The organism is Mesorhizobium sp. P170090 (genome assembly GCF_057786115.1).
Genome location: NZ_JBYNWH010000001.1, coordinates 420,509 through 446,331, shown reverse-complemented (window position 1 = coordinate 446,331; position 25,823 = coordinate 420,509). Strand labels below are relative to the sequence as shown.

The window sequence follows — 25,823 nt, the reverse complement described above, 5'->3', positions numbered from 1 at the left end:
AAAGACGATGGCGAAAGCAGCGACCCCCGCGAAGACGGCCCCCAAAGCGGCCGCAAAGGCTCCGGCAGCAGCGGCGAAGGCCGCTCCGGCCAAGAAGGCGGCCGCGCCCGCCAAGGCCGCGGCCCCGGCAGCGAAGACGACGAGCGTTGCCGTCAAGAAGACCGGCGCCATCGGCAAGGTTCGCCAGGTCATCGGCGCCGTCGTCGACGTGCAGTTCGGCGATCATCTGCCGGCCATTTTGAACGCCATCGAAACCTCCAATGTCGGCAACCGCCTGGTGCTCGAAGTTGCCCAGCATCTGGGCGAAAACACCGTGCGCTGCATCGCCATGGATTCCACCGAAGGCCTGGTTCGCGGCCAGGACGTCTATGACACCGGCGCGCCGATCACCGTTCCGGTCGGCCCGGGCATGCTCGGCCGCATCATCAACGTCATCGGCGAACCGGTCGACGAAGAAGGCCCGGTCGACGGCATCGAGATGCGCGCCATCCACCAGCCGGCGCCTACCTATGTCGAACAGTCGACGGAAGCGCAGATCCTGATCACCGGCATCAAGGTGCTCGACCTTCTGGCGCCCTACGCCCGCGGAGGCAAGATCGGCCTGTTCGGCGGCGCCGGCGTCGGCAAGACGGTTCTGATCCAGGAGCTGATCAACAACGTCGCCAAGGCGCATGGCGGCTTCTCGGTCTTCGCCGGCGTCGGCGAGCGCACCCGCGAGGGCAACGATCTTTATCACGAGTTCATCGAGTCCGGCGTCAACAAGAAGGGCGGCGGCGAAGGCTCCAAGGCGGCACTGGTCTATGGCCAGATGAACGAGCCGCCGGGCGCGCGTGCCCGCGTCGGCCTGACCGGCCTGACGGTCGCCGAATATTTCCGCGACCAGGGCCAGGACGTGCTGTTCTTCGTCGACAACATCTTCCGCTTCACGCAGGCCGGTTCTGAAGTGTCGGCGCTGCTCGGCCGTATTCCTTCGGCCGTGGGTTACCAGCCAACGCTGGCCACCGACATGGGTGCGCTGCAGGAACGCATCACCACAACGACCAAGGGTTCGATCACTTCGGTGCAGGCGATCTACGTGCCGGCCGACGATTTGACCGACCCGGCGCCTGCGACCTCGTTCGCCCACCTGGACGCGACGACCGTGCTCAACCGCGCGATCTCGGAAAAGGGCATCTACCCCGCCGTCGATCCGCTCGACTCGACCTCGCGCATGCTCGATCCGCTGGTCGTCGGCGAGGAGCACTATGCCGTCGCCCGCCAGGTGCAGTCGATCCTCCAGCGCTACAAGTCGCTGCAGGACATTATCGCCATCCTTGGCATGGATGAGCTGTCGGAAGAGGACAAGCAGACGGTGGCCCGCGCCCGCAAGATCGAGCGCTTCCTGTCGCAGCCGTTCTTCGTCGCCGAAGTGTTTACGGGTGCGCCGGGCAAGCTGGTCGACCTCGCCGACACAATCAAGGGCTTCAAGGGCCTCTGCAACGGCGACTACGATCACCTGCCGGAAGCCGCCTTCTACATGGTCGGCGGCATCGACGAAGCGGTCGAGAAGGCTCAGCGCCTGGCGGCTGAAGCAGCGTAATCAAGGCAATAGGGAGTAGTCAGTAGTCAGTAGTGAATAGCGGCCGGGTGATCAGGACAGCTGTCCTCTCCCTACTCCCTACTCACTATTCCCTACTCACTAAATTGACATGGCTGAAGCTTTCAAGTTCGAACTGGTCTCGCCGGAGCGCCTCCTGGTTTCCGAGCAGGTCGAGTCCGTCGTCATTCCAGGCGCCGAAGGTGAAATGACAGTCATGGCGCACCATGCGCCAGTCATGACCACGATCAAGCCGGGCGTCGTCACGCTGAAGACCGCCGGCGGCAAGGAAGAGCGCTATGTGGTGTTCGGCGGCTTTGCCGACATCGTCCCTGCCGGCTGCACGCTGCTCGCCGAATCGGCGGTCGCCGTCGGCGATATCGACCGCGCCGATCTCGCCCGCCGCATCCAGGAAGCCAAGGAAGACGCCGCCGACGCCAAGGACGACCAGAGCCGCAGCAAGGCGGAGCAGTTCCTTAGCCAGCTTACCACGCTCGAAGGCGCGCTGCTGCCGGCGTAAGCCGCAGAATGACTTGAAGAAAAGGCCGGGCTCAGCCCGGCTTTTTTGTTGCGGCCGCCATCCTGGATCGTCTCGCATAGGCGCAGGGCCTTGGCGGGATTTCAGGGCGGGCAGCCAGCATGATCAGATCGGGTGGCGGCATGCCGGCTGCCAGTCAGGGCGAGATGAGCTTGTATTAGGCGATGGCGCCGGCGGAACCGCGATTTGGCTGCGGCGGTACAGTCGGATCGGGGCTTGCCCCTGCTTTCTGGTTGTTCGACAGTCCGGCTGTCTATCGATTTGGGGTGGCCGATGACGGAACAGACAACGCAACCGGAAGCGGCCTCGCGATCCCGGTGGACGACGGCGCTGATCGCGGCCTTTGGCGGTCCGTTCGGCGGGTTCCTTTGGATCGGCGCCGGCCGGCCGGCGGTTGCCAGCCTGGTGGTGATCAGCGCCATAAGCATTGCGCTGACATATGTGGGATTCCCGGTTCTGCCGGGGGTCGATCTCGCCTGGCTGGTGGATCTCTCCAGTTTAGGTCTCATGGTCCTGTGGGTAGCGCTCGTCGTGCCTTTCGCGTCACGATACAGACCGAACCGGTGGTATTCACACGGCCTTTCGGTGCTGCTGTTGGCCGTGCTGACCTCCTACGGAGCCGCGTTAGCGATCCGCACATTCCTCTTCCAGCCGTTTTCGACCCCGGCAGGCAGCATGACACCAACGCTGGAACTCGGCGACTATTTCTTCGTCTCGAAGTTTGCCTATGGTTACAGCCGCTACAGTGTTCCTCTTGGGCTGCTGCCCTTCGAAGGCCGGATCTTTGCCGCCGAGCCGAAGCGCGGAGATATTGTGGTGTTCAAATTTCCAGCGGATCCGAGCATCGACTACGTCAAGCGGGTCGTTGGACTGCCGGGCGACAAAATCCAGATGGTCGACGGAATCCTTCGCATCAATGGTGTGGCGGTCAAACTCGAGGATGTTGGTCCGTACAGCTCCGAGGACTCTCCCCAAAGCGCCAGACTGCAACGTGAAACCCTCCCCAACGGCGTTTCCTATTCCGTCATCAGTCTTACGGACAATTCAATAACCGACAACACGCGGGTGTTCGACGTGCCCGAAGGCCACTATTTCGTGCTTGGCGACAACAGGGATAATTCCTCCGATAGCCGGCTCAGTGTCGGCTTCGTTCCTGCCGAAAACCTGGTCGGCAAGGCAGTGCGACTGTTCTGGAATTCGCAAGGCACGGAGTATTCGTCGCGGCAGAGGCTGGACGCTCCGGCGGGACAATAGGCTTGAAATGGGCGGTTCCGGACCAGCTTCAGCCTACGTTTGTCGGCTCCGGTATGCCGAGCGCTGAGAGCGCAAGCACGATCCCGCCTTGCAGGATATGCTCGCGATGAGCGGCGACCAGTTCGATCAGCGTCTGCCGCTCGGGCTTGCCGCTGGCGAAGCCGGCCCAGTCGAACACCGCCGCTACTCGTTCCAGCATCCGTCGTTCGTCGAGCGCCGCCAGCGCCGCGTCGAGCGGATCGGTAAAGTGGGCTTCCGGCAGGTCCTTGCCGCGCGCCTCGCAGGCGGCGATCCAGGCGGCGATCACCAGCGTCAGATGCTCCGGGACCAGGCCGGCCTGGATGCACTCGATGGCGGTAGCGACAATGCGCTGCGGCAATTTCTGGCTGCCGTCATTGGCGATCTGCGCGGTGCGGTGGGCCAGCGCGGTGTTGGAGAAACGTTCGGCAAGTTCGGCCGTATAGGCTGACGTGTCGAGCCCGGCATCCCCAGGCAATGTCGGGATGGCCTCGGCCCAGAGCCGGTCGACGAACGCGCGGATCGCGGGATCCGCGAAGGCGCGGTCGACGGTGACGTGGCCGCTGAGCAGGCCGATATAGGCGATGCCCGAATGGGCGCCGTTGAGCAGCCGAAGCTTCATGTCCTCGAACGGCCGGACATCCTCGACCATGGTGACGCCGAATTTCTCCCAGGCCGGGCGGCCGGCTGGAAACCTGTTTTCGATCACCCATTGCCGGAACGGTTCGGTCATCACCGGCCAGGCGTCCTCGAGGCCGAGTTCGACCGCGATGCGCGCCCGGTCGGCATCGGTGGTTGCCGGCACGATGCGGTCGACCATGCTCGATGGGAATGCAACGTCATCGGCTATATGACCGGCGAGGGCAGCGTCGCCTGAAGCAGCAGCGCCGGCATCGCGCAGTTTTGCAAACCCGACCAGCAGCCGGTGCAGCGTGGCGCCATTGGCCGGCAGGTTGTCGCAGCAAAGCACGGTGAAGGGCGGCGTGCCGGCGGCCCGGCGTCGCACCAGCGCTTCCGCCAGGAATCCATGCGCTGTCCTGGGAGATCCGGGATTGCCCAGATCGTGGACGATATCGGGATGGTTTTCGTCGAGGCTGCCGTCGGCGGCCCTGAGATAGGCCTTTTCGGTGATGGTCAGGGTGACGATGCGGGTGCGCGGGTCGGTCAGCGCGGCCAGCACCGCGCCGGGGTCTTCCGGCGCGACCAGCATCGACTGGATCGAGCCGATAATGTGCAGCGCTTCGCCATCGCTGCCGCGCACCGCCAGCGTGTAGAGCCCGTCCTGTGGCGTCAGCGCATCGCGCGTGTCGGGGCTGCGCAGCGAGACGCCGACAATGCCCCAGCCGGTCTCGCCGGCCGCTAGGCAGTCATCGACATAGGCGGCCTGATGGGCACGGTGGAAGGCTCCAACGCCGAGATGGACGATGCCTGGGGCGACACTGGCGCGATCATAGGGGGGGACCGCGACCGAGGCCGGCAAGGATTGCACTGTTGCGTTGGAAAGGCGTCTGCTGGTCATGGCTTGGCTTGTTGGGCGCGGCTTGTCGCTGGATGGTGTGCGGGGCGGGATCTGCTAGCGGCGTAACATCCGCTCTTCCGCCGCACAATGACCTGACGCCGGTTAAAAGTCATCATACAACAATCCAGTTTTTGTATGTTGACATTATTTCTTTCCAATCCTACCGATATCGCCCCTGGGAGGAACGACGTGGCGGGACTGACCGATCCGGATCTGCTTTTTGCCGCCGAAGGGCGCGCGCTGTCGATCGCGCGCGATCTCCATGCCGGCATCAAGGACCTGCCGATCATCAGCCCGCACGGCCACACCGATCCGCGTTGGTATGCGCTCAACGAGCCATTCCCCGATCCCGCGCAATTGCTGGTGGTGCCCGACCACTACATTTTCCGTATGCTGTTCAGCCAGGGCGTGCGGCTGGAAGATCTCGGCGTCCCGACCCTCGACGGCTCGCCGGTCGAGACCGATCCCAGGGCGATCTGGCGGCGCTTCGCCGAGCACTATTACCTCTTCCGCGGCACGCCGACGCGGTTGTGGCTCGACCATGTGCTCGAGCATCTGTTCGGCATCGAAGAGCCGCTCAACGCCAGCACCGCTAGCCGCCATTACGACACCATCGCGGCGCTTTTGCAGCGCGACGATTATCGCCCACGCGCGCTGTTCGAGCGCTTCAACATCGAGGTCATCGCGACGACCGAGGGCGCACTCGACGATCTCCAATGGCACAAGACGATCCGCGACAGCGGCTGGCAGGGCCGCGTCATCACTGCCTACAGGCCGGATGCCGTCGTCGATCCCGACTTCGAAGGATTTTCGGCCAATCTCGATCGTCTGGGCGAGATCGCCGGCTGCGACACCGGCACATGGGCCGGCTATCTCGACGCGCATCGCCAGCGCCGCGCCTTCTTCAAAAGCTTCGGCGCAACCTCGTCGGACCACGGCCATCCGACGGCCGAGACCGCCAATCTTTCCGATGCGGCGGCGGAAGAGCTGTTCAACCGCATCCGCCGCGGCTCGGACGACGAGCGCGAGCGCAAGCTGTTTCGCGCCCAGATGCTGACCGAAATGGCCAAGATGAGCCGCGACGACGGGCTGGTCATGCAGATCCATCCCGGCTCCTGGCGCAACCACTCGCCTGGTGTTTTCCAAAAATTCGGCCGCGACAAAGGCTTCGATATTCCGACCCGCACCGACTATGCCGCGGCGCTCAAACCCTTGCTCGACTGCGTCGGGCTGGAGCGCGACCTCTCCATCATTCTGTTCACGCTCGACGAGACCAGCTACGCGCGCGAACTGGCGCCGCTGGCCGGCGTCTATCCGGCGTTGAAGCTCGGGCCGGCCTGGTGGTTCCACGACAGTCCGGAAGGCATGCGTCGGTTCCGCGAGATGACCACCGAGACCGCCGGCTTCTACAACACCGTCGGCTTCAACGATGACACCCGTGCCTTTCCGTCGATTCCCGCCCGTCACGATGTGGCGCGCCGGGTTGACTGCGCCTTTCTCGCCCGTCTCGTCGCCGAGCACCGGCTGCGTGAGGACGAGGCGCATGAGCTGGCGCGGGAGCTTGCCTACACGCTTGCCAAGAAGGCGTACCGGCTGTGAGCCGGGCGCGTGGAATTTTAAAAGGGAGGAAGACAGTCATGTTGCATTTTTCAAAACTGATGGCAGCCACATTCGCCTTCGGCTCGCTGATGATCGGCGTTGCCGGCGCCCAGACCGTACTGCGCTCGGCCGACACCCATCCGGACGGGTATCCGACCGTCGAGGCGGTCAAATATCTCGGCGAGCTCATCAAGGAGCGCACCGCCGGCCGCTATTCGGTCGAGGTCTATCATTCGGCGCAGCTCGGCGAGGAAAAAGACACGATCGAGCAGACGCAGACCGGTGTCATCGATCTGAACCGCGTCTCGATGGGTCCGTTCAACGGCATCGTGCCGGAAACCGCGGTGCCGTCGCTGCCCTACATGTTCCGTTCGGTCGAGCACATGCGCCATGTCATGGACGGGCCGATCGGCGACGAGATCCTCAAGGCCTTCGAGACGCATGATCTGGTCGGCCTTGCCTTCTACGATTCCGGCGCCCGTTCCTTCTACAACACCAAGAAGGACATCACCTCGATCGCCGATCTGAAAGGCATGAAGTTCCGCGTCATCCAGTCCGACGTGTTCGTCGACATGGTCAACGCGCTTGGCGCAAACGCCACGCCGATGGCCTATGGCGAGGTCTATTCGGCGCTCGAAACCGGCGTCATCGACGGCGCCGAGAACAACTGGCCCAGCTTCGAATCCGCCAAGCACTACGAAGTCGCCAAGCACTATACCGTCGACCAGCACCAGATCGTGCCGGAAGTGCTGGTGATGTCGAAATCGAGCTGGGACAGACTGACGCCGGAAGACCAGGCGATCGTCAAGCAGGCGGCCAAGGATAGCGTCGTCAAGATGCGCGAATTGTGGGACGCGCAGGAGAAGAAGTCGCGAGAGATCGTCGAGAAGGCCGGCGTCAAGGTCAGCGAGATCGACAAGCAGCCGCTGATCGATGCGATGAAGCCGGTCTACGACAAGTATCTGAAGACGCCGGAGCTCAAGGACCTCGCGACGCGCATCCAGGCGACCAAGTGATTTTCTGGCGGGGCGGCATGGCGCCGCCCCGCCAATCGCTTTTAGGGGACGGAAAGACCGGGAGGATCGGATGACTGCGGGAACGGCCAGGAGCGGAGCGCCACCGCGCTTCAGCGCGGTGCTTTCGAAGATTTGCGACGGTGCGCTCTATCTCGCGGGCATCGGGATGGTCGCCATGACCGCGCTTGTTGCCTACCAGGTGTTTTCCCGCTTCGTGCTCAACGCGTCACCGAGCTGGACCGAAGTCACCGCCATCATGCTGATGAACTGGTTCATCTTCCTGGGCGCTGCCGTCGGCGTGCGCGAGAATTACCATATGGGCTTCGACGTGCTGCTCTATATCCTGCCCAAGGGCAGCAAATGGGCGCTGCGCACCCTGTCCGACCTGATCGCGTTCGGCTTCGGCTTCGGCATGGTCTGGTACGGCTGCAAGCTGGTCGGGCTGACCTGGCACACTGTCATCCCGGCGCTCGAACTTCCCGGCGGTTTCGACTATCTGCCGCTGGTTGCCGGCGGCTTTCTGATCTGCCTGTTCTCGGCCGAACGCATCGCGCTGCGCTGGTCCGGCGCCGACATCGACAAGGATATCAATCTCGAAGAAGTGCCGGAAATGCCGGCCGTGCAGGAGGCCTAGATGGAACTCTGGATCCTGTTTGGCGTCTTCACGCTTTTGATGTTTGCCGGCACGCCGATCGCCTTTTGCCTGGGTGCGGCGTCCTTCGCCACCGTGCTTTATCTCGGCCTGCCGCCCCTGGTGGTGTTCCAGCAATTGAAGTCGGGCATGTCGGCGTTCTCGCTGATGGCGATCCCGTTCTTCATCTTTGCCGGCGACCTGATGGTGCGCGGCGGCATCGCGCAGCGCATCGTTTCCTTTGCCGGCTCGCTGGTCGGTCATGTCCGCGGTGGGCTCGGTCAGGTCAACATCATCGCCGCGACGTTGTTCGGCGGCATTTCCGGCTCGGCTGTGGCGGAAGCCGCTGCCGTCGGCGGGCTGATGATCCCGCAGATGAAAGCGCGCGGCTACGGAGCCGACTATGCCGTCAACGTCACCTCGATGGCGGCGCTGATCGCGCTGCTTCTGCCGCCGTCGCAGAACATGATCATCTATTCGATCGCCGGCGGCGGCAAGATTTCGATCGCCGACCTGTTCACCGCCGGTATCCTGCCTGGTCTGCTGTTCGCCGCTTCGCTGATGGTCACCGCCTATTTCGTCGCCCGCAGCCGCGGCTACCCGGTCGAGGCTTTTCCCGGCTTCTCGCGTGTCGGCCAGCTGGCGGTCATCGCCATCCCCGGACTTCTGCTCATCGGGATCATCTTCGGCGGCGTTCGCTCGGGCATTTTCACGGCGACGGAAAGCTCCTGCATCGCCATCATCTACGCTTTGCTGGTCACCGTCTTCGTCTACCGGTCGATGGCCTGGGGCGATTTCGTCCATGCCACAAAGGGCGCGGTGCGCACGACCTCAATGGTGCTGCTGATCATCGGCACGGCGGCCTCGTTCAGCTGGCTGATGGCCTATCTCAAAGTGCCGGTGTTGCTGATCGCAGGCATGAACGCCATCTCCACCGATCCGCTGGTGGTGCTGCTTCTGCTCAACGTCTTGATGCTGCTGCTCGGCACCTTCATGGACATGGGGCCGATGATCATCATCTGCACGCCGATCTTCCTGCCGCTGGTCACCCATTACGGCGTCGACCCCGTGCATTTCGGCGTCATCACCATCCTCAATCTCGGCATTGGCCTCAACACGCCACCGGTCGGCACGGTGCAGTTCGTCGCCTGTGCCGTCGGCAAGATTACGGTCTGGGAAGCGATGCGCTCGATCTGGCCGTTCTATGGCGCGGGCATCGTGGTTCTGGGGCTGGTGACCTATATTCCGGCGATTTCGCTCTGGTTGCCGAGCGTGTTCAAATAGGCGTCTTCAAACAGGGGTGCGATATGGCATCGGATAGCGCTGTTGATCTCAGGGTCGAGAGAAAACCCAAACTGTCGGAGACCGTCGTTGCGGCGATCCGCAAGCAGTTGCAGGCGGGCGAGATCCTGCCCGGCCACAAATTGCCGACCGAGGGCCAGCTGACCGAGACCTTCGGCGTCAGCCGCACCGTCATCCGCGAAGCGCTGGCCAAGCTCGCCGCCGACGGGCTGGTCGAGGCGCGCCAGGGCGCAGGCGTGTTCGTCACCGAGCACATCTCAACGATGTTCGGCGCGCTCGCCGCCGACATGGGCAGCAAGGATTCCATCGCGCTCAATGTGCTCGAAGTGCGCCTGGCCGTCGAAATCGAATCGGCCGGGCTCGCCGCCATTCGCCGCAACGCCGCGCAGGAAGCAGCGATCCAGGAAGCGTTCTTCGAATTCGAACGGCTGCTTCTCAACAGCGAGCCGACCGGTCCGGCCGATCTCGCCTTCCACCGGGCAATCGCCAGCGCCACCAACAACCCGTTCTATGTCGAGATGCTCGATGTGCTCGGCCGCCGCGCCATTCCCTGCGACGTGACCTCGCCCTGGTCGACGGAACTTGTGCAATCCGACAGCTATCAGCGCGGGCTGCAGCGCGAGCATCTGGTGATCCTGAATGCGATCACCTCAGGCGACGCCGAAGCCGCGCGCGAGGCGATGCGCGCTCATCTCACCGCCAGCCAAGAGCGCTACCGCGAGCGGCTGCACGCCCGCCAGGTCTACTACGCCGACTCGGTCAAGGCGTCGGCAACCAAATAGCCATTCATTCAGCTGGAGCAGCAATGACTCAAAGTCACCCGCATACCGATTTCACCTCGCGTTTCGCCATCGACCCGGTCGCCGCTGCTTCCATGGGCACCGACGAACTGCGTCACAATTTCCATATTGACGACCTGTTCCAGCAGGGACGCATCAGCCTGACCTACACCCATTATGACCGCATGATCGTCGGCGGCGCCGTGCCGGCGGCAGCGCCGCTGCCGCTGGAAGCGATCAAGCCGACGGGCACCAAGAATTTTCTCGACCGCCGCGAACTGATCATCGTCAATATCGGCGGCGCCGGCTCGGTGACGGCAAATGGCGAGACCCACCAGTTGCAGGCGCGCGACATGCTCTATCTCGGCATGGGCAGCACCGACGTTTCGTTCGCATCGGCCGATGAGGGCGCACTGGCCAAATTTTATCTGCTCAGCGCGCCTGCGCATCACACCCATCCCAACCGGCTGATCCGCATTGGCGATGCCAAGCGCCTCGATCTCGGCAGCAAGGAAACCTGCAACGAACGCTCCATCTTCCAGTTCATCCATGCCGATGGCGTCAAGACCTGCCAACTGGTGGTCGGTATGACCCAACTGGCGCCGGGCTCGGTGTGGAACACCATGCCTTGCCATGTGCATGACCGGCGCATGGAGGCCTATCTCTATTTCGACCTGCCGGAGACGGCGCGCGTCTTCCATTTCATGGGCGAGCCGGACGAAACCCGCCACATCGTCATGGCCAATGAGGAGGCAGTGCTGTCGCCGGGCTGGTCGATCCATTCAGGGGCAGGCACCTCGAATTATTCCTTCATCTGGGCGATGGCCGGCGACAATGTCGACTACACCGATGTCGACCCGGTGCCGCTGGGCGAACTGCGTTGAGCGGCCATTCCTCCTTCAGCCTGGCCGGCAAGCGCGTCCTGGTCACCGGCGCAAACACCGGCATCGGCCAGGGCATCGCGGTCTCGATCGCGCGCGCCGGCGGCACCGTCATAGGTGTCGGTCGCTCGGCGATGGACGACACGGAAAGACAAGTCGCGGAAGCCGGCGGCCAGTTCGAGACTGTGCGGTGCGATCTCGCCGATCATGTTGCCGCCAAGGCCATGCTCGACCAGGTGTGGGAGAAGACCGGCCCGATCGACGGGCTGGTCAACAATGCCGGCATCATCCGCCGCGCCGATGCGGTCGATTTCTCCGAGGCCGACTGGGACGACGTCATCGACGTCAATCTGAAGACGCTGTTCTTTCTCAGCCAGGGTTTTGCCAGGCGCGTGCTGACCGACCCGAGGCGGCGCGGCAAGATCGTCAACATCGCCTCGGTGCTGAGTTTCCAGGGCGGCATCCGCGTCGCGTCCTATACCGCGTCGAAACATGGCGCGCTCGGCATAACCCGGCTGCTGGCCTGCGAATGGGCGGCAAAAGGCATCAACGTCAACGCGATTGCGCCCGGCTATATCGAAACCAACAACACCGAGGGGTTGCGCGCCGATCCCGACCGCAGTGCTGCCATCCTGGCGCGCATTCCGGCGGGACGTTGGGGCGGGCCGGAAGACATAGGCGATGCCGCCGTGTTCCTGCTGGCGCCAGCGTCCGACTATATGCATGGCGCGGTGGTTCCCGTGGACGGCGGCTGGCTGGCGCGATGAGGAGATGGTCATGATTGAAGCCAAGATTTTCGCACAGCCCGGCGAGAGCGCCTGGACGCCGACGCCGGACGGCAACAGACGCCGCGTTCTCGTCTCCACCGATGAGCTGATGATGGTCGAGTTCGGCTTCGACAAGGGCGGCGTCGGCGCACTGCATTCGCACCCGCATGTCCAGGCCAGCTATGTCGCCGAAGGTCGCTTCGAGGTGACCATCGACGGCCGCACCGCGACCATCGAGACCGGCGGCAGCTTCATCGTGCCGTCCAATCTGGTGCACGGCGTCAAGGCGCTGGAGGCCGGGCGCCTGGTCGACAGCTTTACCCCGCACCGCGCCGATTTCCTGGCCTGAACCTTTTTCGGCAATTCCAGAAACAGGAAACCCGCGCCTCCTGGGGAGGCGCGGGCTGTTGCCTGTGCGCTCGTGGCGCAGCGGTACTCGAAACATCGCCGCAGGGTTGGACGGTGCCGCAACATGGTGAAGATAGGTTTAACGATGCCAATCAGGTCGATCGCCGGTGGGGTGTTGCTGCTGCTTGTTGTGGTCACGCAGTGGCTGCGCTAGTCGTTCTGTCCACGCCGCTGCTTCGGGCGGCCGATCGCAAAAACATCAGTGATGCAGATATCGACGACAAGCGTGCCAACGCACGATCCCAAACGGCGCGTCCTCAAGGACGTGTTCGGCTTCGACGATTTCCGTCCCGGACAGGCCGCGGTGATGGAGGCGCTGCTTGGCGGCCGCCATGTGCTGGCCGTCATGCCAACGGGTGCCGGCAAATCGCTGTGCTACCAGGTTCCGGCGCTGGTCAAGGGTGGGCTGACCATTGTCGTTTCGCCGCTAGTGGCGCTGATGCAGGATCAGGTCGCGGCACTGCGCCTCGCCGGCGTCGCCGCCGATACGATCAATTCCTCGATCGACCGTGATGCCAATGTCGCGGCATGGCGCCGCGTCGCGTCGGGCCAGACGCGGCTGCTCTACCTCGCGCCGGAACGGCTGATGACCGAGCGGATGCTGGATGCGCTTGCCAGGCTCGATGTCAGCCTGATCGCCATCGACGAGGCGCATTGCATTTCGCAGTGGGGGCCGGCGTTCCGGCGCGAATATGAAGACCTGTCGCAGCTGCGTGGCATCTTTCCCGACGTACCGATCATTGCGGTGACGGCGACGGCGGACGAGACGACGCGGGCAGACATCGAGAGACGGCTGTTTGGCGGGCGTGTCGAAACGCAGGTGCTTGGCTTCGACCGGCCCAACATCAAGCTTGCCATCGAGCCCAAGCAGGACAGCAAGCGGCAGTTGCTCAATTTCATCGAGCGCCATCAGGGGCGCAGCGGCATCGTCTACTGCCTGTCGCGCAAGAAGACCGAAGAGATGGCGGCATTCCTCGAAAAGAACGGCGTGACCGCGCTCGCCTATCACGCCGGGATGAGCAAGGAGGCGCGTGATGCCAACCAGAACGCCTTCATGACGCTGTCGGGCGTCGTCATGGTGGCGACCATCGCCTTCGGCATGGGGATCGACAAGCCTGATGTCGCCTATGTCTTCCACACCGACCTGCCGGGCAGCCTCGAAGCCTATTACCAGGAAATCGGCCGCGCCGGTCGCGACGGCCGGGCGGCGGAGGCGCATATGCTTTACGGCCTTGGCGACATCCGCATGCGCCGCATGTTCATCGACGACGAGGACGCCGCTGTCGAACACAAGCGCCGCTCGCATGGCCGGCTCGATACGCTGATCGGCTATTGCGAGACGGCCGAGTGCCGCCGCCAGGTGCTGCTCGGTTATTTCGGTGAAGAGGCGGTCCCTTGCGGCAATTGCGACAATTGCCTGGAACAGGCGCCGCGCGCCGACGGCACCGCCGAGGCGCGCCTCATCCTGGCGGCGGTGGCGCAGAGCGGCGAGCGCTTCGGCGCCGGCCATGTCATCGACATCCTCATCGGCCACGAGACTGAAAAGATCGCGGCAAGGGGGCATCACAGGCTGGCAGCCTTCGGCAATGGCACCGCGCACAAGAAGGATTTTTGGCAATCTATGATTCGCCAGCTGGTCGCGAACGGTTTCCTGATGCCGGACCCGGCCGGCCATGGCGGGTTGGCCATCGCGGACAAGGGCCACGCACTCGGCCGGGGCGAGGTGCCGTTCCAGTATCGGGTCGAGATGCGCACGCGCGCCGCGCGCCGCGCGGCTCGCGCCGGGCAGAGCCCCCAGAGCGAAAATGTAGATGCGTCGCTGCTCGCGGCGCTCAAGACGCTGCGGCTGCGTCTGGCCAAGGAACGCCAGGTGCCGGCCTATGTGGTGTTTTCGGATCGTACACTGATCGACATGGCCGAGCGTCGTCCGCAAGACCTCGACGATTTCGCCGGGGTGAATGGCGTCGGCGCCGCCAAGCTCAAGGAGTTCGGCGCGATTTTTGTCAGCGCCATTGCCGCGCACCTTTCCGAGACGCCAGGCTGAAAGGGTGTTGCTGGACCAAAGCCCGATCCGGCATCAGTACGCCTTCAACTTGCCCGCCCGCTTATCCTTTCATTTTGGCGCTACCCTGCCGTAGGGGAATGGCCTTCCAAATTGTATGGAACCGTGACGACAAACCACACATTCCTGAATCTAAGCGGTCGATTCTCGGATGTAGCCGTGATTATGGAAACCCGCTGTTGCGCGCGGGTGGCGGTTTTCTCGGCCTTGGAGACGCTACGTCGGCAGCCGCGATCCGCTGAGCCGAATGGTATGATTCAGACCATCTTTGTTGTTGAAAACCCGCTTTCGACGGGAGTATAAAACTCGAGGTTACCATTGCTTTTCGTATAGAGGCTGTGGTGGAAACGTGGGTCCAATCCGCAAAGCATTGCCTTGCGTGGAAGTGGTCGAAGCCGGCGGCGAATGGTCCGTTCCTGTGGCCAAGGAAGACCAGGAAATTACCCGATCATTCGTGATTGAACCGTTTGCGCTGTCCTATGCTGAGGGCCAGCGGATACGCCTGCTTCTCGACAAGTTCGTTCGTCTGTAGAGAGGCTAAGCCCGATGAAAGACCGGTGGGAACCTGACCACCAGTTCACTGAAAGCGCCCGCCGTAGCCAGCTCCGAGCGGAGAGCCAACTGGACTCCCTGCAATCGACCATCGCCGAAACGCGACGCGTCCTAGAGGCTTCACGGAAGCTCTTGGAAAAGATTGCCGAGCGGGAACACCATACCCAGCCATAGGGAATGGCCGGTGCAGGTTGGGCATGCTTGTGGGGCTTCACCGCACCGGCCACTGCGGGAAGATATGAGGCCCCCCGCGCCGCCTAAGATATAGGCATATTAGCAATCGCGCAATTAACCCTATTGCGCTACCCAGCCGTAGAGGCAAGGAAATCGGAGAAGTTGGTGCCGGTTAACCGCCAGCACGCGAGCAAGTCATTCTGAAAGCATGAAAAACGCGATTTTGCTCGTGCCAATTGAGCGTCTGAAATCTAGTTCCTGCTGCCGATTATCCCTAAGTTAACTGAAATACTTATATTCCCGAAGGGTTGCGAATCAGTCGATTGTCAAGCGCATGCCATGGAGCAAGCAAGGGATCGATCTGAGCAGAAGGGCCGCAGCGGTCGAAGCGCGCTGGAAAATCCGAGCGGCTTCGGCAATTGTCCGCTCTGGCTCGCCCGCTACAACTCGACTCGCGCAGTGTGGACGGAATCACCGGCCATGTGGACGAGAACCATCTGGCGATGTCGTTCACCGAGTTTCGTTCGCGCTTCAGCCTTTAAGGGCAAGGTGATCAAGGCGATCGGATCGCCGCCTCAGGCGGCTTCGCGTTCGGCCTGCGCAGTCAGGTCCGGCTCCCGGCGGCTGTACTGCCGCGGCGAACAGCCCATGACGCGCTTGAATGCCGTGCTGAAGGCGCTTTCGGATTCGTAGCCGAGCGCCAGCGCGATGACGGAAACCGGATCGCCGGAATGCATCAGCCTGTCGCCGGCCAGCATCATGCGCCAGCGCGTCAGATAATCCAGGGGTGAGGCCCCGACCGTCTGCTTGAATCTGAGCGCAAAAGTCGATCGCGACATGCCCGCGCGCTCCGCCAGTTGCTGCAATGTCCAGCCATGCGCCGGGTCCTCGTGCATGGCGCCGATCGCCGCGCCGATCTGCCTGTCGGTAAGTGCGAACAGCCAGCCGACATTGCCTTGCGCGGTCATATGCAGGCGCAAGGCCTCGATCAGGATCATGTGGGCGAGGTGCTCGACGATGAGAAAGCCGCCGGGACGCCGCTGGCGCAATTCCTGCATCATCCGCTCCACCGGCCAGCGAAGCGCCGAATGGTCGCTCTCGCCGCGGATGTGGACGATGGGCGGCAGCATCCGCAAGAGGATGCCGGCATGGTCGCCGGACAGCGTGAAGCGACTGCTGACCAGGAGGAAATCGCCGCCGCCATTATGGACGGTGATGCCGCCGGTCCGCGCCGGTGAAAAGATCGTTCGCGCATCGACCGTCGGCAGGCCGAGATCGCTGGCAAGGCGGAAAGGCCGGCCGCGCGGCAACAGGAAGCAGTCGCCCACGTCCAGCCGCACCGCGTCAGGGACGCCCTCGACCGACAGCCAGCATCGGCCGGACACCACGGCGCCGCATTTGATGGCGGCCTGCTGGTCAGGAAACTGGATCGCCCAGTCGCCACCGGTTTCCAGCCCAGCCGACAGGTAATTGCGCGGCTTCAGTAGCGACAGCACGTCTGACAGCGGATCCATGAGCGTTCTCGGACGATTGCGAAGATATCTCGGATTTTACAGTATAGATCGTATGATCTCAAACTTCTATCTCCTTCGCAACGGGCTGCCTTTACGGCGTTCGACAAAAACCAAGGAGAAATGATCATGCGTGTGTTCGTTACGGGCGCCACCGGTTTTGTCGGTTCGGCGGTTGTGCGGGAATTGCTCGGGGCGGGCCATCAGGTGCTTGGCCTCGCACGGTCGGGAGCAGGTGCGAAGTCGATCGTGGCAGCGGGTGCCGAGGTGCATCGCGGCGATATCGAGGATTTCGACAGCCTGCGCAGCGGCGCTGCCCAATCGGATGGCGTCATCCACACGGCCTTCAACCACGACTTTTCGAGATTCGCCGCCAGTTGCGCAGTTGACCAGCGCGCCATCGAAACGCTCGGCGCGGCGCTCGAGGGTTCCGAGCGGCCGCTGCTTGTCACCTCCGGCCTCGCCGGTTTTGCGCAGGGAAGGCCGGCAACCGAAGACGACAAACCCGCGCCGCCGTCGGCCTCCATGCCGCGCGCTTCGGAGGCAACGGCCGTGGCGTTCGCAGCGCGCGGGGTGCGCGCATCGACGGTGCGGCTGGCGCCGACGGTCCATGGCGAGGGCGATCACGGTTTCGTGCCGATGCTGATTGCCATTGCGCGTGAAAAGGGCGTCTCGGCCTATGTTGGCGACGGCGCAAATCGCTGGGCGGCGGTGCACCGGTTCGACGCCGCCACCCTGTACAGGCTGGCGGTGGAGAAGGGGGCGGGCGGCGTCAGCTATCATGCGGTTGCCGAACAGGGCGTGGCGAGCAAAGAGATCGCCGAGATCATCGGCCGCCGGCTCGGCCTGCCGGTCGTTTCCATAGGCCCCGAGGACGCGGCTGCGCATTTCGGCTTTCTCGGGCATTTCATCGGCGGGGACTTGTCGGCGTCAAGTGAGCAGACCCGCACTGCGCTGGGATGGCAGCCGACCGGGCCGGGGCTCATCGCCGATCTCGATCGTGCCCGCTATTTCGAGGCCTGATCAGGCCGGCCAGTCGCGTTGCATTGCACGACCGACAGCCTGGCGATCAGCGGCAGTGCCAGCAACACGGCCAGACGCAGCCCGCCGAGCGGGCAGCACCGTCGTGCTGCTGGAACCGCCGCCACATCTGTATGGCGGCAAGCAGAACGAACACGGCGTAGGCCGCCCGCAGCCCGGACGACCTGCTCGCCCGTCGCCGGAAAGCCGGCGAAGGCATGGCCTCGTCATGGCAGACCTACCTTGTTACGGGGATGCGCGCGCGATTCCCGCGCCTAGTTAGAGATCGCCCTTCCTCACCTTGCCGTAAACGATATTCCGGTTCGAGCCATAGTAGACTTTCGCGTCGAAAGGACTCCCGCCGAGGGCGGCATTGATGATGTCCCACATATCGTCGGCCGAACGTAGGATGAGCGGCCAATCCATGAAAGTCTCCATGTAACCATCCGTCGTTATCTCGTCGCTGAAATTGGCAAACAGGAATTCGCCACCGGGCTTGACGAGTTCCATGGCTCTTTGAAGCAGGCGGACGCCGATGGCACGCGGCAGGTAATCGTAAAGCCCCGATGCGTAGACTAGATCGAATGTGCCAAGGGCGTAGGCGCGGCGCAGGATGCCGCGTACGGAACCCTGGACTGCCTCGACTGCCGTGCCGGCAAAGTCGTGGTTCACCGTGGCTACGCTGACGGGGTCCTGATCCAGGCCGATCCAACGCTGCAGTTTATGCCTGGCCAACGCGTCGGAGCGTTCGGCTTCCCTGAGGTGGCCGCAGGCAATCGCCAGCACCTCAGCCTTTTCCACACTGCTGGCCGTCTCGTCCACGGTCCTGGCCAGAATATCCCGCCGCTCGCGCCCCGCCACCGAACTGGCAGCTTCACTGGTGTACGCATAGATTTGCCGACCAAGTAAGGTCGACGAGGCCACGATCTCGTCGGCGATCGGATGCTTGTAGTAAATATCCAGCAGGCCTGCATCGCCCGAATACCCGCGCGGTTTTTCGACCGACCACCGCGTGAACGGGTCCTGGAGCAAATATTCCGCGACCCGATGCTGCTGAGCCAAAGGAACGAGTTTCTGCCAAACCGCGGTAGCAACCTGCCGGCGGAGCTTGTGGAGTCGCCCCGCCAAACGATGGACGACGGGGGCGGCCGGTTTGTTTCGCGCAAAGGCTTGATGAGCAAGGTCCAGTATCAGGGCGAGCTGGGCCGTGCTGTCCCTCAACTCGTCGGAGTCAGCCGCCTCTTCGGAGGTCGCAACATGTTTCTTCATCAGCCTGGTGGTGACCAGGCTGTATTGGTCGAGCTGCAGTTTTGGCTTGATAGGCATGCCGTTTACTCTCCGGTTTACCGCCCCGGTCCCCGGCCAGCAGCATAGGTGCGCCGCCAACCAATGCTAACAATTTTAATAAAATTTTAGTAAAATTTGAATCAACGGAATGGCCATCAATCCTGCAAACTGGCTAAATCCGAACCGCCCGTTTACCCTCGGTTAGCGACATCTGACTTTTCTTGCGGACAGGGACGTCTTCATTCCCCGACCGCAGGCGACGTCGGCTGTTGCATTCGCTACTGCAGATCCCGGAGGAGCGTTGCGATGCAACTGAGCGAGGACGTTGCCCAGAAGGTGGCGGCAGCGATTGGACGTCCGCGGTGGCATTCCGCCGATCCGGAACTCCTGACACTGTTCCTGCAGAAGGATGCCGATGAGAATCGCAGTCTTGTGCGATGGGGTATTGCGGCTGCTGTATTCAGCTATGTGGCCTATGGCCTTTTCGATTGGTTTCTCTTTCCGGATGTCGCCGGCCGGCTTGTTTTGACGCGCGTTACGCTAGGGGTCACTTCCCTGGCGCTTGTCGAATTTGTCGCCCGACGGGGCTTTGCCCTTGCCACCTTGCACCTTGTAGCAGCGCTGGCGATTGTCTCCGGTGCCCTTGGGTGGCTCGTCTCCGCTGTTGGAACAGAGCATCAGGATGCCCTCTCCCATTTCATGGTTTTTGGCACAGTGTTCATCCTGGGTGCGAATCTGTTCTTCAACTTCCGTTTTTGGCTTTCAGCCCTTGCCTCCGCGACGGTCGCCGCAAGCTTTGTGTACGCCGCGATGTTCTCCCTTCAGGCCGACATCGCCGGCCGCATCGTGCTGTCGGCCTATTTCGTGAACTGCCTCGTCTTGTCGCTTTATCTTTCGTGGCGGCTGAGCCTGGAGCGGTACCAGACCTTCCTGCACGCGCTTCGGGCGCAGTTCCAGGAGCAGGCTGCTATCAAGAAGGGGCAGAAGCTAACCGAAATCGCCGACACCGATCCGCTCACGGGAATGAAGAACCGCAGGGCGATCATTCGAGAATTCTCGGAGCTGCGCGAAGACTGGGCCGCGGACGACGACGAGATAGGGCTCATTCTGATCGACGTCGACTACTTCAAAAGGTTCAATGACGGACTTGGTCATCAGGCCGGCGACGATTGCCTGATCAAACTCGCCCATGTCCTCTCCGAGATGGCGGCTGCCAACAACGCCATCGCGGCCCGCTATGGCGGAGAAGAATTCGTCATTCTCTGCAAGGTCACCGGGCGGGCTCACCTTCATGAGATAACGAAGAAATTCTGTCGCGCTGTAGAGGATTTGGATATCTACCACCCTGATCGGGGCGACAAGCTCAACATCGTAACGATCAGTGCCGGGGCGTCGTTGACGCGCGCCGATCAGAGCATAGAGCTTAGAATCCTGCTGCAGGAAGCTGACCGCGCGCTCTACGCGTCCAAGTTTGCCGGTCGGGCTACGTTCACGATTTACGACCCGCATGCCACCAGCCAGGATCGCTCCGGCGAAAATCTTTCAGAACTGCTGAAGGTGGCAGTTTCCAACCAGCTCGTTTCTGTCGCTTACCAGCCAATTCGCGAGCTGGCGTCGGGACGCGTGCTGGGCCACGAGAGTTCTGATGCGGGTATGCGACTTCGACGGCACCATGATCAGTCCGTCCGTATTCATACCCGTTGCCGAGCAGACCGGAGCGATCGTGGAACTGGGTACGTGGCTGATCGATCGAGCCTGCGGTGACATGGCGGAATACGGATTGGGCTCGGTCGTGACGGTGAACGTCTCCGTTCTTCAGCTCAAGGCTCCCAACTTTTCACTCCGGATCACCGAGATCCTTGGCAGGCACGGCCTTGCGCCCCAGAAACTGGCCATCGAAATCACCGAAGGCAGTGACATCTTTCTGGAGGCGCAAGCGGTAAGAAACGTGGAGCGGTTGCGAAAACTCGGCGTTCAGATCTGGCTGGACGACTTCGGAACGGGATTTGCCGGCCTGACATGGCTCCGCCGCTTCAAATTCGACGTGGTCAAGATCGATCGCAGCTTCCTCCACGATTGCCAGACCTCTCGCGGCTTGAGCCTGTTGCGGGACATGGTCGGGCTGCTTCGCAATCTCGGCCATGTCGTGCTCGCCGAGGGCGTCGAAACGGAGGAGCAGTACATATTGCTGCAGCGCCTGGGGGTAAATTTGATGCAGGGCTTCCTCACCGGGCATCCAGTCCCGATCGAAGAGGTTAACCAAATAAGGCAAGGCCTTGTTGCCTAGCGGCAGCCTCTACGCTGAAGCTTCGGAGGGCATCCTGCTTCGTTCCGGTCCCCCCTACGCTACTTCGTAGCTTCGGGCGACACTCCTACGCCCAGATGCGGTGCCGGGTGGCCTGCCACCCGAAGCCCGCAGGGCGTAGGGTGGCGGAGAGGGAGGGATTCGAACCCCCGATGGGCTTGCACCCATGCCGCATTTCGAGTGCGGTGCATTCGACCACTCTGCCACCTCTCCGCGGTCATGGTCGGCCGTTGCCGGCGCGGCGCACTAGATAACGGCTGGGCGGGCAGGTTACAAGGCCAAATCCGCGGGGGAATTCAGCTTCCTGTGCGGGCTCTGTCTGGAGGGCTGCGTTGCGGCCACGTCGGCAGATGGGGCCAACCGGTCCTCGACTGGAGAGATCGGGGGCGGCAAGGAGGCGGCGTGGCCAAGGATTCCGCCCGTTTGCCTTGACTCGTACCGAACCTTCGGTTAGGGGAAGCGCGCAATCGGCGTGGAGGGTTCTTCCACGCCGCTTGTTTTTCGAACCCGCAGACTGACAAAAAGACGGCCGAACCGCGTGACGCGGCTCATCGAGGCCGACCGAACAGCGAAAGGCAAAAAATGTTCGCAGTCATTAAAACGGGCGGTAAGCAGTATCGCGTTGCCGCCAACGATCTCCTGAAGATCGAGAAGCTCGAAGCCAATGTCGGCGATATCGTCGAAATCGGCAGCGTCCTCGCCCATGGCGAAGGCGAAAATGTCACCTTCGGCGCCCCGTTCGTCGATGGCGCTCTGGTCACGGCGGAAGTCGTCGAGCAGGGCAAGAACCGCACCGTCATCGCTTTCAAGAAGCGCCGCCGGCAGAATTCGCGCCGCAAGATCGGCCACCGCCAGCTTCTGACCACCGTGCGGATCGCCGAGATCCTGCTGGGTGGCGCCAAGCCTTCCAAGAAGGCCTCAGCCAAGGTGGAAGTCAAGGCTGACGTAGCGCCCGAGGCGAAGGCCGAGGCCGCGCCGAAGGAAGCCAAGGCGAAGAAGGAAGCCAAAGCCGAGGCTGCTCCGAAGGATGAAGCCAAGACGGAGACCGCCGTCGCCGCGCCGCTGTTCAAGGCGCCGAAGGGCGAGCCGGACGATTTGGCCGTGATCAAGGGCATCGGCCCGGTTGCCGCCGGCCAGCTGCACGAGCAGGGCATCACCACCTTCGCCCAGCTTGCCAAGCTGTCGGACAAGGACGTGGCCAAGATCGACGCGCACATGCCCTTCAGCACCGACCAGATCAACGACTGGCGCGAGCAGGCCAAGGAACTGGCGAAGAAGTAAAACGAACCGGCGACAAGGTCGCCGGATCGGACTTGAAACGGAACGCGAACGCGTTCATAAGACCATTCAAGCGCCCCAGGGCGCATCGGAGTTAGTTAGATGGCACACAAGAAAGCTGGCGGCTCGTCGCGCAACGGTCGCGACTCGCATTCCAAGCGTCTGGGCGTGAAGAAGTTCGGCGGCGAAGCCGTCATCCCGGGCAACATCATCATCCGTCAACGCGGCACCACCTGGCATCCCGGCGTCAATGTCGGCATGGGCACGGACCACACCCTTTTTGCGCTCGAGACCGGCGCAGTCACCTTCAACAAAAAAGCCAACGGCCGAACCTACGTATCGGTCAACCCGATTACCAAAGCCGCGGAGTAGCCGGTTCCGCACTATAAAACCGGCGCCCATCTCGGGAACCGGTGTCTGGCCAAACCAGTGAATGGAGCCAGGAAAAGGATCAGGGGAGATGGGTTTTCCATCTCCCCTTTTTTCTTGCCTGGAGGACGTCGAATGGTTGCCGAAGCGGAAGACACCGAAGACGAAAGTTACGCGATAGATTGCCCGGTGCTGGCCACGGAGCGGCTGGTGATGCGCGCCCCGTGTGAAGCCGACATCGCGCAACTGGTCGAGCTTGCCGACAACCGTCACGTCGCCGAGATGCTGGCCCGCATGCCGCACCCCTATGGCGAGGCCGAGGCACGCGCCTTCCTGGCTATGACCCGGTCGCGCCGGGCCGGCATCGCCTACGCCCTGACGCTCGCCGGCACCGACATTTTCGTCGGCTGCGCCGGCCTCAACATGACCGATCGCGGGCTGGAACTCGGCTACTGGATCGGCGAGCCCTATTGGAAGCGCGGCTATGCGACGGAGGCCGCGCACGCGTTGGTCGACCTTGCCTTCCAACGGACGTCGATCCACGTGCTGCAGGCTTCGACGCGGGTGATCAATCCGGCCTCGCGCCGGGTCATCCACAAATGCGGCTTCCAGTATGCCGGCCAGGGCATGCTGAACTCGATCGTCGCCGGCCAGGTGCCGGTCGAGCGGTACCGGCTGGACAGAAAGACCTGGATCAGTCTTCGAAACTGGGTGCATTTCTAGGTGTTTTGATATTCAGGTGAGGCCGGCCTGCAAACGCGGGTTTTATGCGCTTCCGGTGCACGTACTTAAGTACACTCCGCTCCGGTTCTCGAAAACCAGTGTTTTCGGCTCGGCCTGACCTGAATCTCAACACCTAGGCGCGTGCCTCCAAACGACAGGTTTGGAAACGTTGGTTGTGGATCGGGCTCAACTCAGCCCATCTCGACCCAAATCGGGAGATGGTCCGAACCGACCGCTTGCGGGTCGACCCACACGCGCTTCAGCGATCCGGCGAGCGAGGCCGAGGTAAAGATGTAGTCGATGCGCTTGTGGCGGCTTGTGTCTTCGGGTCGCGTGGGATCGACCCAGGTGACGACGTCTGGTGTGTTCAGGCGCTGGGCGACGTCGACGGCGAGATCGGCGGTCAAGGGCATGCCGAATTCATGGTCCGGGCGGCCGACGAGTTCGACATATTCGGGCGAGCCGGGCAGCATGTTGAAGTCGCCCATGACGATGAAGGCTTCGGGATAGGGCAGGTCCGGCAGGCCGATCTCGGGAATGCCGGAGAGACCGCCGCCCTCGAAGGCATAGTTCAACAGGCGCTGGCGCAGGAAACGGATCTGGCTGGCGCGCTCAACCGGACTGCGATGGTCGAGATGCGTGGAATAGAAGCGGATGAAGCCGAGCGGGGTCTCGACCAGCGCCTCGAGTGCGCCGCGCTGGAAGTTCATCGCCTCAAGGCTGCGGCTGCGCGGCAAAAGCAGATTGCGCGACAGATGGATCGGTGTCTTCGACAGCACCATGTTGCCGAGCTGGAAAGTGGTGGTGATGGCGCGGCCGGCCTCCAGGCGCGAGCCGACATTGACCTCGAAATTGCTGCCGTAGGCGGCAAAATATTCGGGCAGCGCCTCACCGATCTCGGCGACCATGTCGCGGTTGCCGTTCCTCGGATTGTTGCGGGTCACTTCCTGCAGCGCGATCACGTCGGCGCCGCGAACCGCCTCGGTGATGCGGCCGAGATCGTAGCGGCCATCCAGACCGATACCGTACTGGATGTTGTAGCTCACAACCTTCATTCCCGCGCCCCTCAAGCTCCGTCCGCGAACACTGCTACCGCGTCCCCGACAAAAGGGCATCCGGCGCTTTAGTCGCAAAACGGCCTCGCCCTTGGCCGCGCCTTGGTTTAGAGCAAGGCGCAAGATCTAGAGCAAAGCCGCAAGGCCAACAGAAACTGCGTAGTCCAATGAAATTTCTCGATCAAGCCAAGGTTTATATCCGCTCCGGCGACGGTGGCGCCGGCTCTGTGTCGTTCCGGCGCGAAAAATTCATCGAGTTCGGCGGCCCGGATGGCGGCGACGGCGGCCGCGGCGGCGATGTCTGGCTGGAAGCGGTCAACGGTCTCAACACGCTGATCGACTATCGCTATCAGCAGCATTTCAAGGCCAAGACTGGTGTCCACGGCATGGGCCGCAACATGACCGGCGCCAAGGGCGCCGATGTGACGCTCAAGGTGCCGGCCGGAACCCAGGTGTTTGCCGAGGACAATGAGACGCTGATCTGCGACCTGACCGTGGTCGGCCAGCGCTTCCTGCTGGCCAAGGGCGGCAATGGCGGTTTCGGCAACCAGCATTTCAAGACCTCGACCAACCAGGCGCCTCGCCGCGCCAATCCCGGCCAGCCCGGCGAAGAGATGAATGTCTGGCTGCGGCTGAAGCTGATTGCCGACGCCGGCCTGGTCGGGCTGCCCAATGCAGGCAAGTCGACTTTTTTGGCAACCGTCACCGCGGCCAAGCCGAAGATCGCAGACTACCCCTTCACCACGCTGCATCCCGGCCTCGGCGTTGCCCGCATCGATGCGCGCGAATTCGTCATCGCCGACATTCCGGGCCTCATCGAGGGCGCGCATGAGGGTGTCGGCATCGGCGACCGCTTCCTCGGCCATGTCGAGCGCACGCGTGTACTTCTGCACCTGGTCTCGGCGCAGGAGGAAAACCCGGGCAAGGCCTACAAGACCGTGCGCGCCGAGCTCGACGCCTATGGCAATGGGCTGATCGAGAAGGTCGAGATCGTCGCGCTCAGCCAGGTGGATATCCTTGACGCCGATGAGCGCAAGAAGAAGGTTGCGTCCCTCAAACGCGCTGCCGGCCGCGCGCCGATGCTGCTGTCGGCGGCCACCGGCGAGGGCGTCGAAGCGGTGCTGCGCGCGCTGATGGCAGTTGTCGGCGAAGCGCGCGACAGGGCTGCCGCTCCCGTCGAGACCCGCTGGGACCGATAA

24 protein-coding genes and 1 tRNA gene are annotated in these 25,823 nt (G+C 62.8%); 20 read left to right on the top strand and 5 right to left on the bottom strand.

Going from position 1 to position 25,823, the window contains the following annotated elements; all coding sequences use genetic code 11:
• Positions 1 to 7: 7 nt before the first annotated feature.
• The 3 genes from atpD (at position 8) to lepB (ending at position 3,368) form a co-directional block, all read left to right on the top strand.
• Entirely contained in the window at positions 8 to 1,579 is a 1,572-nt protein-coding gene (atpD, locus tag AC3EML_RS02260; protein WP_023668673.1) for a F0F1 ATP synthase subunit beta, read from the top strand.
• 109 nt (positions 1,580 to 1,688) lie between these two features.
• A complete protein-coding gene (locus AC3EML_RS02255) occupies positions 1,689 to 2,096 on the top strand; it encodes a F0F1 ATP synthase subunit epsilon (RefSeq protein WP_023668674.1) in 408 nt (135 codons plus the stop codon).
• Positions 2,097 to 2,621: 525 nt separating this feature from the next.
• Positions 2,622 to 3,368, top strand: coding sequence for a signal peptidase I (gene lepB / locus AC3EML_RS02250; protein WP_032892998.1), 747 nt, complete (start codon positions 2,622 to 2,624; stop codon positions 3,366 to 3,368).
• A gap of 28 nt (positions 3,369 to 3,396) precedes the next feature.
• Here lepB and AC3EML_RS02245 read toward each other — a convergent pair whose 3' ends face one another.
• Positions 3,397 to 4,905, bottom strand: a complete 1,509-nt coding sequence (locus AC3EML_RS02245) for a mannitol dehydrogenase family protein (RefSeq protein ID WP_023688888.1) — start codon at positions 4,903 to 4,905, stop codon at positions 3,397 to 3,399.
• Positions 4,906 to 5,094: 189 nt separating this feature from the next.
• Between AC3EML_RS02245 and uxaC the strand changes: the two genes are divergently transcribed.
• The 10 genes from uxaC (at position 5,095) to AC3EML_RS02195 (ending at position 14,882) form a co-directional block, all read left to right on the top strand.
• Positions 5,095 to 6,504, top strand: coding sequence for a glucuronate isomerase (gene uxaC, locus AC3EML_RS02240; RefSeq protein WP_023698223.1), 1,410 nt, complete (start codon positions 5,095 to 5,097; stop codon positions 6,502 to 6,504).
• Positions 6,505 to 6,542: 38 nt separating this feature from the next.
• On the top strand, positions 6,543 to 7,520 hold the full coding sequence (locus AC3EML_RS02235) for a TRAP transporter substrate-binding protein (RefSeq protein ID WP_023684104.1): 978 nt from the start codon (positions 6,543 to 6,545) through the stop codon (positions 7,518 to 7,520).
• A 70-nt stretch (positions 7,521 to 7,590) separates the two neighbouring features.
• Entirely contained in the window at positions 7,591 to 8,154 is a 564-nt protein-coding gene (locus tag AC3EML_RS02230; RefSeq protein WP_023668678.1) for a TRAP transporter small permease, read from the top strand.
• Entirely contained in the window at positions 8,155 to 9,435 is a 1,281-nt protein-coding gene (locus tag AC3EML_RS02225; protein ID WP_023684106.1) for a TRAP transporter large permease, read from the top strand.
• A gap of 23 nt (positions 9,436 to 9,458) precedes the next feature.
• A complete protein-coding gene (locus AC3EML_RS02220) occupies positions 9,459 to 10,235 on the top strand; it encodes a FadR/GntR family transcriptional regulator (RefSeq protein WP_023700229.1) in 777 nt (258 codons plus the stop codon).
• Between the two features lie 23 nt (positions 10,236 to 10,258).
• Complete coding sequence (gene kduI, locus AC3EML_RS02215; RefSeq protein WP_352520816.1) at positions 10,259 to 11,116, top strand: 5-dehydro-4-deoxy-D-glucuronate isomerase; 858 nt, start codon at positions 10,259 to 10,261, stop codon at positions 11,114 to 11,116.
• Positions 11,113 to 11,880 (top strand): 2-dehydro-3-deoxy-D-gluconate 5-dehydrogenase KduD, encoded by a 768-nt coding sequence (kduD, locus tag AC3EML_RS02210; RefSeq protein WP_352520817.1) that lies wholly within the window; start codon positions 11,113 to 11,115, stop codon positions 11,878 to 11,880. The genes kduI and kduD overlap by 4 nt, the downstream gene beginning before the upstream one ends.
• Before the next feature lie 10 nt (positions 11,881 to 11,890).
• Positions 11,891 to 12,229: a cupin domain-containing protein gene (locus AC3EML_RS02205; RefSeq protein ID WP_023684110.1), complete on the top strand. Its 339-nt coding sequence runs from the start codon at positions 11,891 to 11,893 to the stop codon at positions 12,227 to 12,229.
• A 264-nt stretch (positions 12,230 to 12,493) separates the two neighbouring features.
• On the top strand, positions 12,494 to 14,332 hold the full coding sequence (gene recQ / locus AC3EML_RS02200; protein ID WP_352520880.1) for a DNA helicase RecQ: 1,839 nt from the start codon (positions 12,494 to 12,496) through the stop codon (positions 14,330 to 14,332).
• A 397-nt stretch (positions 14,333 to 14,729) separates the two neighbouring features.
• Positions 14,730 to 14,882 (top strand): hypothetical protein, encoded by a 153-nt coding sequence (locus tag AC3EML_RS02195; RefSeq protein WP_023684112.1) that lies wholly within the window; start codon positions 14,730 to 14,732, stop codon positions 14,880 to 14,882.
• 769 nt (positions 14,883 to 15,651) lie between these two features.
• Here the strand turns inward: AC3EML_RS02195 and AC3EML_RS02190 are convergent.
• The gene (locus tag AC3EML_RS02190; protein ID WP_023693170.1) at positions 15,652 to 16,590 is read right to left on the bottom strand and encodes an AraC family transcriptional regulator; all 939 of its coding nucleotides are present in this window, start codon (positions 16,588 to 16,590) and stop codon (positions 15,652 to 15,654) included.
• Between the two features lie 126 nt (positions 16,591 to 16,716).
• Here AC3EML_RS02190 and AC3EML_RS02185 point away from each other — a divergent pair, with 126 nt between their 5' ends.
• Positions 16,717 to 17,610, top strand: a complete 894-nt coding sequence (locus AC3EML_RS02185; RefSeq protein WP_352499939.1) for an SDR family oxidoreductase — start codon at positions 16,717 to 16,719, stop codon at positions 17,608 to 17,610.
• Between the two features lie 276 nt (positions 17,611 to 17,886).
• Here AC3EML_RS02185 and AC3EML_RS02180 read toward each other — a convergent pair whose 3' ends face one another.
• Positions 17,887 to 18,933 (bottom strand): class I SAM-dependent methyltransferase, encoded by a 1,047-nt coding sequence (locus tag AC3EML_RS02180; RefSeq protein ID WP_023684116.1) that lies wholly within the window; start codon positions 18,931 to 18,933, stop codon positions 17,887 to 17,889.
• A gap of 267 nt (positions 18,934 to 19,200) precedes the next feature.
• Between AC3EML_RS02180 and AC3EML_RS02175 the strand changes: the two genes are divergently transcribed.
• Both AC3EML_RS02175 and AC3EML_RS02170 read left to right on the top strand, forming a co-directional pair.
• Entirely contained in the window at positions 19,201 to 20,658 is a 1,458-nt protein-coding gene (locus AC3EML_RS02175) for a GGDEF domain-containing protein (RefSeq protein ID WP_488505149.1), read from the top strand.
• Positions 20,540 to 21,181, top strand: coding sequence for an EAL domain-containing protein (locus AC3EML_RS02170; RefSeq protein ID WP_488505148.1), 642 nt, complete (start codon positions 20,540 to 20,542; stop codon positions 21,179 to 21,181). The genes AC3EML_RS02175 and AC3EML_RS02170 overlap by 119 nt, the downstream gene beginning before the upstream one ends.
• A gap of 141 nt (positions 21,182 to 21,322) precedes the next feature.
• On the opposite strand, the gene AC3EML_RS02165 is transcribed toward AC3EML_RS02170, so the two are convergent.
• A tRNA-Ser gene (locus tag AC3EML_RS02165) sits at positions 21,323 to 21,412 on the bottom strand.
• A gap of 369 nt (positions 21,413 to 21,781) precedes the next feature.
• Between AC3EML_RS02165 and AC3EML_RS02160 the strand changes: the two genes are divergently transcribed.
• The 3 genes from AC3EML_RS02160 (at position 21,782) to AC3EML_RS02150 (ending at position 23,569) form a co-directional block, all read left to right on the top strand.
• A complete protein-coding gene (locus tag AC3EML_RS02160) occupies positions 21,782 to 22,480 on the top strand; it encodes a 50S ribosomal protein L21 (protein WP_023668688.1) in 699 nt (232 codons plus the stop codon).
• Positions 22,481 to 22,579: 99 nt separating this feature from the next.
• Entirely contained in the window at positions 22,580 to 22,849 is a 270-nt protein-coding gene (gene rpmA, locus AC3EML_RS02155; protein WP_015315190.1) for a 50S ribosomal protein L27, read from the top strand.
• Positions 22,850 to 22,981: 132 nt separating this feature from the next.
• The gene (locus AC3EML_RS02150) at positions 22,982 to 23,569 is read left to right on the top strand and encodes a GNAT family N-acetyltransferase (protein ID WP_023684119.1); all 588 of its coding nucleotides are present in this window, start codon (positions 22,982 to 22,984) and stop codon (positions 23,567 to 23,569) included.
• 191 nt (positions 23,570 to 23,760) lie between these two features.
• Here AC3EML_RS02150 and AC3EML_RS02145 read toward each other — a convergent pair whose 3' ends face one another.
• Positions 23,761 to 24,624 carry an endonuclease/exonuclease/phosphatase family protein gene (locus AC3EML_RS02145; RefSeq protein WP_352520818.1) on the bottom strand — a complete coding sequence of 288 codons (864 nt, stop codon included), beginning with the start codon at positions 24,622 to 24,624 and terminating at the stop codon, positions 23,761 to 23,763.
• A 167-nt stretch (positions 24,625 to 24,791) separates the two neighbouring features.
• Between AC3EML_RS02145 and obgE the strand changes: the two genes are divergently transcribed.
• Positions 24,792 to 25,823 carry a GTPase ObgE gene (gene obgE / locus AC3EML_RS02140; RefSeq protein ID WP_023668691.1) on the top strand — a complete coding sequence of 344 codons (1,032 nt, stop codon included), beginning with the start codon at positions 24,792 to 24,794 and terminating at the stop codon, positions 25,821 to 25,823.

Excerpts from the sequence above, each read along its gene's own strand:
- atpD (WP_023668673.1), top strand. The coding sequence starts at position 8 with ATGGCGAAAGCAGCGACCCCCGCGAAGACGGCCCCCAAAGCGGCCGCA.
- AC3EML_RS02255 (WP_023668674.1), top strand. The coding sequence starts at position 1,689 with ATGGCTGAAGCTTTCAAGTTCGAACTGGTCTCGCCGGAGCGCCTCCTG.
- lepB (WP_032892998.1), top strand. The coding sequence starts at position 2,622 with ATGGTCCTGTGGGTAGCGCTCGTCGTGCCTTTCGCGTCACGATACAGA.
- AC3EML_RS02245 (WP_023688888.1), bottom strand. The coding sequence starts at position 4,905 with ATGACCAGCAGACGCCTTTCCAACGCAACAGTGCAATCCTTGCCGGCC.
- AC3EML_RS02235 (WP_023684104.1), top strand. The coding sequence starts at position 6,543 with ATGTTGCATTTTTCAAAACTGATGGCAGCCACATTCGCCTTCGGCTCG.
- AC3EML_RS02230 (WP_023668678.1), top strand. The coding sequence starts at position 7,591 with ATGACTGCGGGAACGGCCAGGAGCGGAGCGCCACCGCGCTTCAGCGCG.
- AC3EML_RS02225 (WP_023684106.1), top strand. The coding sequence starts at position 8,155 with ATGGAACTCTGGATCCTGTTTGGCGTCTTCACGCTTTTGATGTTTGCC.
- AC3EML_RS02220 (WP_023700229.1), top strand. The coding sequence starts at position 9,459 with ATGGCATCGGATAGCGCTGTTGATCTCAGGGTCGAGAGAAAACCCAAA.
- kduI (WP_352520816.1), top strand. The coding sequence starts at position 10,259 with ATGACTCAAAGTCACCCGCATACCGATTTCACCTCGCGTTTCGCCATC.
- AC3EML_RS02205 (WP_023684110.1), top strand. The coding sequence starts at position 11,891 with ATGATTGAAGCCAAGATTTTCGCACAGCCCGGCGAGAGCGCCTGGACG.
- recQ (WP_352520880.1), top strand. The coding sequence starts at position 12,494 with ATGCAGATATCGACGACAAGCGTGCCAACGCACGATCCCAAACGGCGC.
- AC3EML_RS02190 (WP_023693170.1), bottom strand. The coding sequence starts at position 16,590 with ATGGATCCGCTGTCAGACGTGCTGTCGCTACTGAAGCCGCGCAATTAC.
- AC3EML_RS02185 (WP_352499939.1), top strand. The coding sequence starts at position 16,717 with ATGCGTGTGTTCGTTACGGGCGCCACCGGTTTTGTCGGTTCGGCGGTT.
- AC3EML_RS02180 (WP_023684116.1), bottom strand. The coding sequence starts at position 18,933 with ATGCCTATCAAGCCAAAACTGCAGCTCGACCAATACAGCCTGGTCACC.
- AC3EML_RS02175 (WP_488505149.1), top strand. The coding sequence starts at position 19,201 with ATGCAACTGAGCGAGGACGTTGCCCAGAAGGTGGCGGCAGCGATTGGA.
- AC3EML_RS02170 (WP_488505148.1), top strand. The coding sequence starts at position 20,540 with ATGCGGGTATGCGACTTCGACGGCACCATGATCAGTCCGTCCGTATTC.
- AC3EML_RS02160 (WP_023668688.1), top strand. The coding sequence starts at position 21,782 with ATGTTCGCAGTCATTAAAACGGGCGGTAAGCAGTATCGCGTTGCCGCC.
- rpmA (WP_015315190.1), top strand. The coding sequence starts at position 22,580 with ATGGCACACAAGAAAGCTGGCGGCTCGTCGCGCAACGGTCGCGACTCG.
- AC3EML_RS02150 (WP_023684119.1), top strand. The coding sequence starts at position 22,982 with ATGGTTGCCGAAGCGGAAGACACCGAAGACGAAAGTTACGCGATAGAT.
- AC3EML_RS02145 (WP_352520818.1), bottom strand. The coding sequence starts at position 24,624 with ATGAAGGTTGTGAGCTACAACATCCAGTACGGTATCGGTCTGGATGGC.
- obgE (WP_023668691.1), top strand. The coding sequence starts at position 24,792 with ATGAAATTTCTCGATCAAGCCAAGGTTTATATCCGCTCCGGCGACGGT.